Origin of the sequence: Pantoea sp. ICBG 828, from assembly GCF_002928355.1 — a bacterium.
Lineage (GTDB): Bacteria > Pseudomonadota > Gammaproteobacteria > Enterobacterales > Enterobacteriaceae > Pantoea > Pantoea dispersa.
The window spans coordinates 24630-37548 of record NZ_POWN01000012.1 but is presented as its reverse complement, the minus strand read 5'-3'; the positions used below and the strand labels follow the sequence as shown (position 1 = coordinate 37548).

Sequence of the window (12919 nt, the reverse complement as noted above, 5' to 3'; positions counted from 1 at the left end):
GTTCAGGATCTGATGATATCGTGGTGGCGCAGCAGGTCTAACAATTGGCCGGTCAGTTTTGTAACCAATTGTTCACCATCCAGCTGGATTTCCGGCGCGTCTGGCGCCTCGTAAACGCTGTCGATACCGGTGAAGTTACGCAGCTCGCCGGCACGGGCTTTTTTATACAAGCCTTTCGGATCGCGCGCTTCGCACACCGCCAGCGGCGTATCGACGAACACCTCGATAAACTGTCCGTCACCGAGCAGATCGCGCACCATCTGGCGCTCGGCACGGTGCGGCGAGATGAACGCCGTCAGCACCACCAGTCCGGCATCCACCATCAGTTTCGCCACTTCACCCACGCGCCGGATATTCTCTTTGCGGTCTTCATCGCTGAAACCGAGATCGCGGCACAGGCCGTGACGCACATTGTCGCCGTCCAGCAGATAGGTGCTGACGCCCAGCCGGTGCAGTGACTGCTCCAGTACACCGGCCACGGTAGATTTACCCGAGCCAGAGAGCCCGGTAAACCACAGCACCACGCCACGATGGCCGTGCTGCTGTTCGCGTTCAGCGCGCGTGACCGGATGGTCATGCCACACCACGTTTTCGTCGTGCTGCGCCATTACTGACCGCCCAGCAGGTCGCGTGCGTTCCAGTGCGGGAAGTGACGGCGCACCAGCGCGTTCAGCTCCAGCTCGAAATCACTGTACTGGCCAGCCTGACTGCGCGCGGCGCTCAGCGGCTGATGGATCATGCCGGCACCGACGGTCACGTTGCTCAGGCGATCGATAAAGATCATGCCGCCGGTCACCGGGTTCTGCTGGTAAGCATCCAGCACCATCGGTTCATCAAACGTCACTTCTACCAGACCGATGCCGTTGAGCGGCAGGCTGTCGACCGCGCGTTTTTCCAGCGTATTGATCTCCACCTGATGGAGAATCTTTTCGACGCGGCCACGCGCTTTCTTACCGGCAATTTTCACTTCATAGCTTTGCCCCGGCTGCAGCGGCTGTTCCGCCATCCACACCACGTCGACGGTCGCAGACTGCACCGCCTGCAAATCGGCTGCGGCATCCACCAGCAGATCGCCACGGCTGATGTCGATCTCATCGTTCAGCACCAGGGTAATCGCCTCACCGGCGGCCGCCTGCTGCAGGTCGCCGTCAAAGGTGACGATACGCGCAACGCTGGATTCCACACCGGACGGCAGCACTTTCACTCGCTGGCCGACGCTGACCACGCCCGATGCCAGCGTACCGGCATAGCCACGGAAGTCGAGGTTCGGCCGGTTAACATACTGCACCGGGAAGCGCATCGGCTGCGTGTCGACCACGCGCTTCAGCTCTACCGTCTCCAGCACGTCGAGCAGCGTCGGGCCGCTGTACCACGGCATGGTTACGCTCGGGGTGGCGACGTTATCGCCTTCCAGCGCCGACATCGGCACAAAGCGGATATCAAGATCGTCCGGCAGCTGCGCGGCAAAATCGAGGTAATCCTGTTTGATCTGCTCGAAGGTCTCCTGGCTGTACGCCACCAGATCCATCTTGTTGATCGCCACCACCAGATGTTTGATGCCCAGCAGCGTGGCAATAAAGCTGTGGCGACGGGTCTGATCCAGCACGCCTTTGCGCGCATCGATCAGCAGGATCGCCAGATCGCAGGTTGAGGCACCGGTCGCCATGTTGCGGGTGTACTGCTCGTGCCCCGGCGTGTCGGCGATGATGAACTTGCGCTTCTCGGTGGAGAAATAGCGATAGGCCACATCGATAGTGATGCCCTGCTCGCGCTCGGCCTGCAGGCCATCAACCAGCAGCGCCAGATCGAGTTTCTCGCCCTGGGTGCCGTGGCGTTTGCTGTCATTGTGCAGCGACGACAGCTGATCTTCATAAATCTGGCGCGTATCGTGCAGCAGACGGCCAATCAGCGTACTTTTGCCGTCGTCGACGCTGCCGCAGGTGAGGAAACGCAGCAGGCTTTTGTGTTGTTGCGCGGTCAGCCAGGCTTCAACGCCGCCCTGCTCGGCAATCTGTTGGGCAATAACGGTATTCATCGGCGTCTCCTTAGAAATAACCCTGACGTTTTTTCAGTTCCATCGAACCGGCCTGGTCGCGGTCAATCACGCGCCCCTGACGTTCACTGGTGGTGGAGACCAGCATCTCTTCAATGATTTCCGGCAGCGTCTGCGCCTCGGATTCCACCGCGCCGGTCAGTGGCCAGCAGCCGAGGGTACGGAAACGCACCATACGCTGCTTAATCACTTCACCCGGCTGCAGGTTGATACGATCGTCATCAATCATCATCAGCATGCCGTCGCGCTCCAGCACCGGGCGCGGTGCTGCCAGGTACAGCGGCACGATTTCGATGTTTTCCAGGAAGATGTACTGCCAGATATCCAGCTCGGTCCAGTTGGAGAGCGGGAACACGCGAATGCTTTCGCCTTTGTTGATCTGGCCATTGTAGTTGTGCCACAGCTCCGGACGCTGGTTTTTCGGATCCCAGCGGTGGAAACGATCGCGGAACGAATAGATACGCTCTTTGGCGCGCGACTTCTCTTCGTCACGGCGTGCGCCACCGAATGCCGCATCAAAACCGTATTTGTTCAGCGCCTGCTTCAGACCCTCGGTTTTCATGATGTCGGTGTGTTTGGCGCTGCCGTGCACGAACGGGTTAATACCCATCGCCACGCCTTCCGGGTTACGGTGCACCAGCAGCTCTGCGCCCATCGCTTTCACGGTGCGATCGCGGAACTCGTACATTTCACGGAATTTCCAGCCGGTATCAACGTGCAGCAGCGGAAACGGCAGCGTGCCCGGATAGAAGGCTTTGCGCGCCAGATGCAGCATCACCGAGGAGTCTTTACCGATGGAGTACATCATCACCGGATTGCTGAACTCGGCCGCCACCTCGCGGATGATATGGATACTCTCTGCCTCCAGCTGGCGCAGATGAGTGAGACGATTTTGGTCCATAATTTTTCCTCAAGCCAAATTGACAACGGCGGACTCGCGAGCCCCCTGCTGTGCCGAATGTTGGAACCAGGCAAGTTGCCCGTGCAGATTCACCACTTCGCCAATCACTAATAGCGCTGGCGTTGGCGCGGCAGCAGCCAGCGCCTCGAGTTGTGCTAAGGTGCCGGTCAGCACCTGTTGATCCTGGCGCGTGCCGCGACCAATCACCGCCACTGGCGTTGACGGCGCGCGGCCGTGTTCGATCAGCCCGGCGGCAATTTCCGCCGCTTTCACCGTGCCCATGTAAATTGCCAGCGTCTGACGCGCGCGCGCCAGCGACGGCCAGTCGATACCGTCGCCGTCGGCGCGGCAGTGACCGGTAATAAACAGCACGCTCTGGGCATAATCGCGGTGGGTTAACGGAATACCGGCATACGCGGTAGCACCCGCGGCTGCAGTGATGCCCGGCACCACCTGGAACGGAATGCCCGCCGCCTGCGCCGCCTGCAGCTCTTCGCCGCCGCGGCCAAAAATAAACGGATCGCCGCCTTTCAGGCGCACCACGCGCTTGCCCTGCTGCGCCAGCGTCACCAGCAGCTGATTGGTCTCTTCCTGTGGCACCGAATGGGCGCCGGCGCGTTTGCCGACGCAGATACGATCGGCATCGCGTCTCACCAGCTCCAGCACCTCATCGCTGACCAGATGGTCATACAGCACCACATCGGCCAGCTGCATCACCTGCAGCCCGCGCAGCGTCAGCAGACCGCTGTCGCCCGGTCCGGCACCGACCAGTGTGATTTCACCCTGATTATCGGAGGTGTTTTCCAGTTCGCGATCGAGCGTGCGGCGCGCCTCGTTGACGTTACCCGCCGCCATCTGGCTGGCAAACAGGCCATTAAAAGCCCGCTCCCAGAAGCGACGACGGTCAGACATTTTGTGGTAGCGCTGTTTGACTTTGTCGCGCCACTGACCGGCCACTTCGGCCATCTGCCCGAGATTGGCGGGCAGCAGCGCTTCGATTTTTTCACGCAGCAGACGCGCCAGCACCGGCGCGGTGCCGCTGGAGGAGATCGCCACCACCAGCGGTGAGCGGTCAACAATCGACGGGAAGATAAAGCTGCATTTCGGCTGGTCGTCGACCACATTCACCAGCTTGTGGCGCGCATTGGCGGCATCAAATACCTGCGCGTTGAGAGCGTTATCGTCGGTGGCGGCAATCACGAGGAAAACATCGTCCAGCTGCGCCGCGTCGAAGTGTTGAGCAATCCACTCGATGGCGTTAATGTCGCGCAGCGCCTGCAGTTCATGGCCGAGCTCGCGCGCGGCCACACGCACGTGCGCACCGGCACGCCGCAGCAGCTCAATTTTACGCGCAGCGATTTCGCCACCGCCGACCACCAGCACCGGACGGTTTTTGAGATCGGCAAAGAGAGGCAAGTAATCCACGTTAACCTTGTTAGTTTTACAATAAGTTAACGCGACTATACGTCCCCGCCTTCTGGCAGATGAAATTACGAATTAGCATGAGTAGTTACCAAATGGAATAACGCACCGGGATTGCTGATAACAATTTGTGCTTAACAAATGATATTGCTGGTGTTTCGGAGCGATACAAATTGTGCAGGCGGCGTCACAGTTTCATACTAACTCAGAATTTTTTTACCCTGACGGGATGTCAGAAAAGGACAACCACTATGTTTGCCACTCTCCGCCGCAGCGTGCTGGCAGCACTGATTGCCGGCGGTTTGCCTCTTTTGGCGCAGGCTGCAGCGATCGCCCCTGGCCACTTTGCCGAACAGCAGTTGCGTCACATCGCCACTTATTTCCCCGGCCGCATGAGCGGCAGCCCCGCCGAGCTGATGACGGCAGATTATCTGCAGCAGCAGTTCACTCAGCTTGGTTATCAGAGCAATACCCGGCAGTTTAATACCAGCTATAACTGGTTGGAGAAACAGGGCATCACGCGCCGCCATAAAGTGACGGCGACCTCGGTGATCGCCGCACGCGCCGGCAGCGTGCCGCAGGAGATTCTGATCGTCACCCATCTGGATACCTGGACGCCGCTCAGCCAGCACGAGGCAGACAATAATCTCGGCGGCCTGCGTTTGCAGGGCGTGGACGATAACGCTTCCGGGCTGGGCGTAATGCTGGAGCTGGCGCAGGCGCTGAGTCAAACGCCGCTGCACTATGGCGTGCGCTTTGTGGCACTGAGCGCAGGCGAAGCCGGTTTACACGGTATGGATGATTATCTGGCGCGCATGAGCGTGCAGGAGAAGAAAGATACGCTGCTGGTGATCGATCTGAATAGCCTGATCGTTGGCGATCGCCTCTACTTTAATAACGGCATGAATACGCCAGCGGCAGTACGCAAGCAGACCAGCGCGCGCGCCCTGCAGATTGCGCACCGTTACGGCATCACGGCCGCCAGCCACGTGCTGACCGCACGCGATTACCCGGGCGTTAATCCGTTTGATAAAGCCGGGATTCCACTGCTGGACGTTACCGCAGCCAACTGGGCGCTGGGCAATAAAGCCGGAGAGCAGCAGCGCGCGCGGTCACCGCATTTTCCGGAGGGTACGGTGCGCCACCAGACCGGGCGCGATAATCTGACTTACATCGACCACTGGCTGCCGGGGCGCATCCATCAGCGCACGCGCGACAGCGTACGCATTTTGCAGCCGCTGCTGACGGAGCTGGCTAATCCGACGTTGTAAGATCTTGCCGGTTTTGCGGGTGCGCACCGCTGCGCACTCGCAGCAATTGCGCCCATCAGCCTTCGTGTAACCCGCATTCGCGTTTGAGGCCGAAAAAGCGCGTCTCTTCCTCAGCCATCCCCGGCTCCCACTTGCGCGTGGTGTGCGTGTCGCCCACGGAGAGGTAACCTTCGTCCCACAGCGGATGGTACTTCAGCCCATGCTGCTTCAGATACTGGTGCACCTGACGGTTATCCCAGTCGATGATCGGCAGGATTTTGAACACGCCACGCTGCACGGCCAGTACCGGCAGGCTGGCACGGCTGCCGGACTGATCGCGGCGCAGGCCGGCAAACCAGGTCTGCGCACCCAGCGTTTGCAGCGCGCGGTTCATCGGTTCAACTTTGTTAAGCTGGTTGTACTGCTCGATCCCTTCAACGCCCTGCTCCCACAGCTTGCCGTAGCGCGCTTCCTGCCACGCCGGTGAGGTTTCGGCGCGGAAGATCTGCAGATTCAGGTTCAGCTGCTGCGTCAGTTCATCAATGAAGCGGTAGGTCTCAGGGAAGAGATAACCGGTATCGGTGAGGATCACCGGAATATCCGGGCGCTGCTGCGTGACCATGTGCAGCAGCACCGCCGCCTGAATACCAAAACTCGACGACAGCACAAAGGCGCCTGGCAGCTGCTCCAGCGCCCAGCTGACGCGCTGTTCGGCGGAGAGCTTTTCCAGCTGGACGTTGCTTTCCGCCAGCGCCATGATGCGATCGACTTTGCTGCCGCTGTTCAGGCTGGCGAGATCGGGTAGTGTCATACTGCCTCCGGGTCCCAGAAATCACGGGCGGGATCGACCACCGGCTGCACAATACCCGCGCGAATCACGAAGTCACCAAACCCTTCATCCGCCGTGCGCTCGCTGGCCCAGCGCGCCACCAGCTCATCGATGCTGGCGAGGATTTCGTTTTCCGTGATGTTTTCGCGGTACATGCGCGGGATGCGCGTGCCGATGCGATTACCACCAATATGCAGGTTGTAACGGCCCGGCGCTTTGCCCACCAGGCCCAGTTCGGCCAGCATGGCACGCCCGCAGCCGTTCGGACAACCGGTAACGCGTAACACTATGTGCTCTTCGCCGACGCCGTGGCGGTGCATGATCTCCTCCACTTTGCTGACGAAGGATGGCAGGAAGCGTTCGGCTTCAGCCATCGCCAGCGGACAGGTCGGGAAGGCCACGCAGGCCATGGAGTTTTCACGCTGCGGCGTGACCGCTTCCATCAGGCCGTGCTCACGCGCAATGGCTTCAATCTGCGCTTTCTGCGCCTCCGGTACGCCGGCCACAATCAGGTTCTGATTGGCGGTCAGGCGGAAATCGCCCTGATGCACTTTGGCAATCTCCGCGATACCGCGCTTCAGCGGACGGCCCGGATAATCCAGCAGGCGACCGTTTTCGATAAACAGCGTCAGGTGCCATTTCTTGTCGATGCCCTTCACCCAGCCGATGCGATCGCCACGGGTGGTAAATTCGTACGGGCGAATCGGCTCGAAGGTCAGGCCGGCACGCTTCTCGACTTCGGCTTTAAAGGTCTCGACGCCGACGCGCTCCAGCGTGTATTTGGTTTTGGCATTTTTACGATCGGTACGGTTACCCCAGTCGCGCTGCGTGGTGACCACCGCTGCGGCCACATCAAGGATCTTCTCCACCGGCAGGTAGCCAAACTCGCTGGCGGTGCGCGCGTAAGTGGCTTTGTTGCCGTGCTCAATCGACAAACCGCCACCGACCAGCAGGTTAAAGCCAATCAGCTTGCCGTTCTCCGCAATGGCGATGAAGTTCAGATCGTTCGCATGCAGATCGACATCATTGTGCGGCGGCACCACCACGGTGGTTTTAAACTTACGTGGCAGATAGGTCTCACCGAGGATCGGCTCCTGATCGGTGGTGGCGACCTTCTCCTGATCCCACCAGATCTCGGCGTAGGCGCGCGTCTGCGGCAGCAGGTGCTCGGAAAGCTTTTTCGCCCACTCGTACGCTTCCTGATGCAGCTCTGACTCCACCGGGTTCGAGGTACACAGCACGTTACGGTTAACGTCGTTAGCGGTGGCCAGCGCGTCCAGTCCGACTTCATGCAGCATCTGGTGAGTCGGCTTAACGTTCTTCTTCAGAATGCCGTGAAACTGGAATGTCTGACGGTTAGTCAGGCGAATGCTGCCGTACAGCGTTTTGTCGGTGGCAAATTTATCAATCGCCAGCCACTGCGTTGGCGTGATGATGCCGCCCGGCAGACGGCAGCGCAGCATCATCGCATGTCGCGGTTCCAGCTTCTGCGCGGCGCGCTCGGCGCGGATGTCGCGGTCATCCTGCTGGTACATGCCGTGAAAACGGATCAGCAGGAAGTTATCGCCGGTAAAGCCGCCGGTCAGGCCATTGTCGAGATCTTCTAAAATGGTGCCGCGCAGGTAGTTGCTCTGCTTTTTCAGACGCTCGGCGTCGGAAAGTTTGCCTTCAACCACCAGCGGTCCAGGATGTTTTTCGCTCATTAGTAAACGTCTCGCTGATAACGGCGCTCAATGCGCAGCTCACTTAAAAATTCGTCAGCGGTTTCACGATCCATGCCGCCGTGTTCGACCACCACATCCAGTAATGCCTGTTCAACGTCTTTCGCCATGCGATTGGCGTCGCCGCAGACGTACAGGTGCGCGCCCTCTTCAATCCAGCGCCACACTTCCGCCCCTCTGGCGCGGATTTTATCCTGTACGTAAATCTTTTCGGCCTGATCGCGTGACCACGCCAGATCGATATGGGTCAGCAGACCGTCTTTAACATATTTCTGCCACTCTACCTGATAGAGGAAATCTTCGGTGAAGTGCGGATTACCAAAGAACAGCCAGTTTTTACCGCTGGCACCGTCGTTTTCACGCTGCTGCATGAAGGCGCGGAACGGGGCAATGCCTGTGCCCGGGCCGATCATGATCACTGGTGCATCCGGATTGGCCGGCAGGCGGAAATTATCGTTATGCTCGATGAACACGCGGATTTCGCCATCTTCTTCCAGACGATCGGCCAGCCAGGTAGAAGCGCCGCCGCCGCGCTGACGGCCGTCAATTTCATAACGCACCGCACCGACGGTGATATGCACTTCGGTTTCGCTCTCCGCCTGCGACGAGGCGATGGAGTAAAGCCGCGGCGTCAGCGGACGCAGCAGGCCAGTCAGTTGGCCGGCGTTCAGTTCGGTGGGCGCCTGGCGCACCATGTCGACAATCGGGAAACTCTGCGCGAAGCTTTGCAGCTTCGGCTTGTTGCCCGCCAGCGCCAGCAGCGCCTCGTTGCGCGACAGGGCCGCATACTGCTCGACAATCTGCGGCGTGTTGACCGTCAGCTCAAAATGTTTCTGCAGCGCCTCGGCCAGCGGCAGGGTTTCTCCGCGCACCTCGACCTGCTCATCGCCTTTCAGCCATACCAGCTGCAGCAGCTCCTGTACCAGTTCCGCATCGTTTTCATACCATACGCCGAGCGCATCGCCTGGCTGGTAACGCAGACCGGAATCCCCCAGATCGATTTCGATATGGCGCACGTCTTTATCTGAGTTGCGACCGGTAATTTTCTGGTTCAGGGCAAAGCTGGCGGTGAGCGGCGCTTCTTTGGTGTAAGGACTGCTGTCCACCTGGTTGACGCTGCCAGCCGCGCTGGCTGCCAGCTGCGCTGCCGGTTCCGCCGGCACGCGCGCTTTGAGAATATCGGTGAGCTGCAGACGCCAGGCGCTGGCCAGTTCGCTGTATTCAACATCGGCATCCACGCGATCCAGCAGGCGTTCGCCGCCCAGTTCAGCCAGACGCTGGTCGAAGTCTTTACCGGCCTGACTGAAAAATTCATAGGAGGTATCGCCAAGACCAAACACGGCAAAGGCGGTATCACTCAGCTTCGGCGCTTTCTTCGACAGCAGGAATTTATGCAGCGCCACCGCCTCTTCCGGCGGTTCGCCCTCGCCCTGCGTTGAGGTCACGATGACCAGCAGTTTTTCCTGACCGATCTGTTTGAATTTATAGTCGCCGGCATTCACCAGGTTAACGCTCAGTTTCGCCGCCAGCAAATCGTCACGCAGCTGCTCGGCCAGCCGGCGCGCATTGCCGGTTTGGGAGGCGGAGATCAGCGTAATGCCCGGCACCTCAGCGGCGACTGGCGCAGGCGCGGCAACGGTGCCCGGTGCCTGATTAACCATGCCCCAGAAGTAGCCCGAGAGCCATGCCAGCTGCGTTGGATTGAAATCGGTGGTCGCGGCCTGTAAGCGCGCAATTTGCTCCGGGGATAGCGGAAGCATCGCTGGGGGTGCCTGAGTCGTCATCGCGTTAAAAATTCCAGTGTCAGAAATCCGTACCGGGAAGCGGCGGAAGAGTGGGTAGGTTACCGGCCTGTATATTAACGATTAAATAAGGCTTCGACATAATAAATAACCAAAATGACTAAGTGGTTTTTTGGGTCAGACTAACCAGTAAAAGTGGTAAATAAAGTTGTCGTAATTCAATCAGTTAATTTACGGCGTAAACGGCAGATCGGCAGAAATGCCCTTTTCAGCGCTGGCGGGTGCGAAAAATCTGCTTTTCAGGTAGACTTCAGCGGTTTTTACGTCTGAGAGCCATTATGTCTACCACGCTGTTTAAAGAGTTCCAGTTTGAAGCGGCCCACCGCTTACCTCACGTGCCGGAAGGGCATAAATGCGGTCGTCTGCACGGCCATTCATTTCTGGTGCGACTGGAAATTACCGGTGAAGTGGATGCGCATACCGGTTGGGTAATGGATTTTGCCGAACTGAAGGCGGCGTTCAGGCCGATCTACGATCGCCTCGATCACCATTATCTCAACGATATTCCCGGTCTGGAGAACCCGACCAGCGAAGTGCTGGCGAAATGGATCTGGGATGAGATGAAGCCGATTCTGCCTGAGCTGAGTGCGGTGATGATCAAAGAGACCTGCACCGCAGGTTGCGTCTATCGCGGCTGACAGCCGCGGTAAAGGTCAGAAGGTCGCCATCAATGGCGACCCTGCGGTGCAGTGCGGTTTTACAGGGTGCGCATTGATGCGCACCAGCCACAATTGCGTTGATTTTGCCGGGTGCGCATTCGGTGAATCAGGCGATGTTCAGGTATTTGTGCGTCTGCATCGAAAGCCGCCAGTTGCGGGCAATGCAGGTTTCGATACACAGTCTGGTCGCCGCCTCGCCACGGCTGATGGGCTGCAGCGCCACAATGCGTTTTTTCTCATCCTGCAGGCCAGCCAGCAGCGCATCCAGCGCTTCCACATCCCGCTCGCGCGCCACCGGATGTTTGATCTCATCGGCACGCTGCAGCGCCTGCGGCAGCACATCGTAGCCACCCCGCATGTTCACCTTCGGCGACACCGTTACCCAGGTGGCAGCGGAACAGTGCACTTCATGCGTGCCGCTGGTTTCAATCTGACACTGAAAACCAGCCGCTTCCAGCGCTTCGGTCAGTGGACGTAAGTCAAAAATTGCCGGCTCACCGCCGGTGATTACCACATGGCGGGCGGTCCAGCCCTGACGCTGAATGCTCTCAATCAGCGTGGCCGCATCGGCGCTGCCCCAGGCATCGCTCTCCACGGTTTTGACCAGAATGTCCCCCAGCGACGTCTCCCGATCCGCCCGCGTTTCCCAGGTATGTTTGGTATCACACCAGCTACAGCCCACCGGACATCCTTGTAAGCGGATAAAGATGGCCGGCACGCCGGTGTAAAAACCTTCGCCCTGCAGCGTCTGGAACATTTCGTTAATCGGGTAGAACATTTTTTACTCACGTCAGAAATTCGAGGCGCAGATTATGGCAGATTTTGTGCGTCGCTTCACAGCTGCTTCGTGCCATAAAAAGCAAAAGCCCCGCACGAGGCGGGGCTTGATGTCAGGCGATGTGGCCGTTTAGCCACATCCGCAGGCGATTACGCCTGGCCTTTAACTTCTTTCAGACCGTTGAACGGCGCTTTGTCACCCAGTGCTTCTTCGATACGAATCAGCTGGTTGTACTTAGCAACGCGGTCAGAACGGCTCATAGAACCGGTTTTGATCTGGCCAGCGGCAGTACCGACCGCCAGGTCAGCGATGGTCGCATCTTCAGTTTCGCCAGAGCGGTGAGAGATGACCGCGGTGTAGCCAGCATCTTTCGCCATCTTGATCGCAGCCAGGGTTTCGGTCAGAGAACCGATCTGGTTGAATTTGATCAGGATAGAGTTAGCGATGCCTTTCTCGATGCCTTCTTTCAGGATTTTGGTGTTAGTCACGAACAGGTCGTCGCCCACCAGCTGAATTTTGTCGCCCAGTACTTTGGTCTGGTAAGCGAAGCCGTTCCAGTCAGACTCATCCAGACCGTCCTCGATAGAAACGATTGGGTACTGTTTGGTCAGGTCTTCCAGGAAGTGGGTGAACTCTTCAGAAGTGAAGGCTTTGTTGCCTTCACCAGCCAGCACATATTTGCCGTCTTTGTAGAATTCAGATGCTGCGCAGTCCATCGCCAGGGTGATGTCTTTGCCCAGCTCGTAGCCTGCTGCTTTAACAGCTTCGGCGATAACGGCCAGCGCTTCGGCGTTTGAACCCAGGTTTGGCGCGTAGCCACCTTCGTCACCCACCGCGGTGTTCATGCCTTTGGCTTTCAGAACTTTAGCCAGGTGATGGAACACTTCAGAACCCATACGGATGGCTTCTTTCACGGTTTTCGCGCCAACCGGCTGAATCATGAACTCCTGGATATCAACGTTGTTATCCGCGTGCTCACCACCGTTGATGATGTTCATCATTGGCAGTGGCATAGAGTATTTGCCCGGGGTGCCGTTCAGTTCTGCAATGTGTGCGTACAGTGGCAGACCTTTAGAGGCTGCTGCTGCTTTCGCCGCTGCCAGGGAAACCGCCAGAATGGCGTTTGCACCGAAGTTGGATTTGTTGTCAGTACCGTCCAGCTCGATCATGATCTTATCGATGTTCGCCTGGTCTTTGGCATCTTTGCCTTTTACCGCGTCAGCGATTGGGCCGTTAACCGCAGCAACCGCTTTGGTTACGCCTTTGCCCAGGAAACGAGACTTATCACCGTCACGCAGCTCCAGTGCTTCGCGTGAACCGGTTGATGCACCTGATGGCGCAGCAGCCAGACCAACGAAACCGCCTTCCAGATGCACTTCTGCTTCTACAGTCGGGTTGCCACGGGAGTCGATGATTTCGCGACCGATGACTTTAACGATTTTGGACATTCGATTTTCCTCAGTACAAGTTAGTCAATCCTAAGACAAACAACGCGCGAAAAGTT

11 protein-coding genes are annotated in these 12919 nt (G+C 58.4%); 2 read left to right on the top strand and 9 right to left on the bottom strand.

Annotated features, from left to right (window positions below):
- Window positions 1-2: 2 nt before the first annotated feature.
- From cysC to cysG, 4 genes are read right to left on the bottom strand one after another with little or no spacing between them, the layout of a single operon-like run.
- Window positions 3-608: an adenylyl-sulfate kinase gene (gene cysC / locus C1Y43_RS21675; RefSeq protein WP_104189662.1), complete on the bottom strand. Its 606-nt coding sequence runs from the start codon at window positions 606-608 to the stop codon at window positions 3-5.
- The gene (cysN, locus tag C1Y43_RS21670; RefSeq protein ID WP_058771479.1) at window positions 608-2035 is read right to left on the bottom strand and encodes a sulfate adenylyltransferase subunit CysN; all 1428 of its coding nucleotides are present in this window, start codon (window positions 2033-2035) and stop codon (window positions 608-610) included. The genes cysC and cysN overlap by 1 nt, the downstream gene beginning before the upstream one ends.
- A 10-nt stretch (window positions 2036-2045) precedes the next feature.
- Window positions 2046-2954 (bottom strand): sulfate adenylyltransferase subunit CysD, encoded by a 909-nt coding sequence (cysD, locus tag C1Y43_RS21665; protein WP_021507354.1) that lies wholly within the window; start codon window positions 2952-2954, stop codon window positions 2046-2048.
- Between the two features lie 9 nt (window positions 2955-2963).
- Window positions 2964-4379, bottom strand: a complete 1416-nt coding sequence (gene cysG / locus C1Y43_RS21660; protein ID WP_021507355.1) for a siroheme synthase CysG — start codon at window positions 4377-4379, stop codon at window positions 2964-2966.
- A 248-nt stretch (window positions 4380-4627) separates the two neighbouring features.
- Here cysG and C1Y43_RS21655 point away from each other — a divergent pair, with 248 nt between their 5' ends.
- Entirely contained in the window at window positions 4628-5647 is a 1020-nt protein-coding gene (locus C1Y43_RS21655) for an aminopeptidase (RefSeq protein WP_058775990.1), read from the top strand.
- A 55-nt stretch (window positions 5648-5702) separates the two neighbouring features.
- Here the strand turns inward: C1Y43_RS21655 and C1Y43_RS21650 are convergent, their stop codons facing one another.
- Genes C1Y43_RS21650 through cysJ form a run of 3 tightly spaced genes read right to left on the bottom strand, consistent with a single transcriptional unit; the run spans window position 5703 to window position 9960 of the window.
- The gene (locus tag C1Y43_RS21650) at window positions 5703-6437 is read right to left on the bottom strand and encodes a phosphoadenylyl-sulfate reductase (RefSeq protein ID WP_058759741.1); all 735 of its coding nucleotides are present in this window, start codon (window positions 6435-6437) and stop codon (window positions 5703-5705) included.
- The gene (cysI, locus tag C1Y43_RS21645) at window positions 6434-8158 is read right to left on the bottom strand and encodes an assimilatory sulfite reductase (NADPH) hemoprotein subunit (RefSeq protein ID WP_021507358.1); all 1725 of its coding nucleotides are present in this window, start codon (window positions 8156-8158) and stop codon (window positions 6434-6436) included. Before cysI ends, C1Y43_RS21650 begins: the two co-directional genes overlap by 4 nt.
- Window positions 8158-9960, bottom strand: a complete 1803-nt coding sequence (gene cysJ, locus C1Y43_RS21640; RefSeq protein WP_104189660.1) for an NADPH-dependent assimilatory sulfite reductase flavoprotein subunit — start codon at window positions 9958-9960, stop codon at window positions 8158-8160. The genes cysI and cysJ overlap by 1 nt, the downstream gene beginning before the upstream one ends.
- A gap of 293 nt (window positions 9961-10253) precedes the next feature.
- Between cysJ and queD the strand changes: the two genes are divergently transcribed.
- Window positions 10254-10616: a 6-carboxytetrahydropterin synthase QueD gene (gene queD / locus C1Y43_RS21635; protein WP_176428100.1), complete on the top strand. Its 363-nt coding sequence runs from the start codon at window positions 10254-10256 to the stop codon at window positions 10614-10616.
- Window positions 10617-10743: 127 nt separating this feature from the next.
- Here the strand turns inward: queD and queE are convergent, their stop codons facing one another.
- Together queE and eno are read right to left on the bottom strand one after the other, a co-directional pair.
- Window positions 10744-11415 carry a 7-carboxy-7-deazaguanine synthase QueE gene (gene queE, locus C1Y43_RS21630; protein ID WP_021507361.1) on the bottom strand — a complete coding sequence of 224 codons (672 nt, stop codon included), beginning with the start codon at window positions 11413-11415 and terminating at the stop codon, window positions 10744-10746.
- Window positions 11416-11564: 149 nt separating this feature from the next.
- Window positions 11565-12863, bottom strand: coding sequence for a phosphopyruvate hydratase (eno, locus tag C1Y43_RS21625; protein ID WP_021507362.1), 1299 nt, complete (start codon window positions 12861-12863; stop codon window positions 11565-11567).
- Between the last annotated feature and the right edge of the window lie 56 nt (window positions 12864-12919).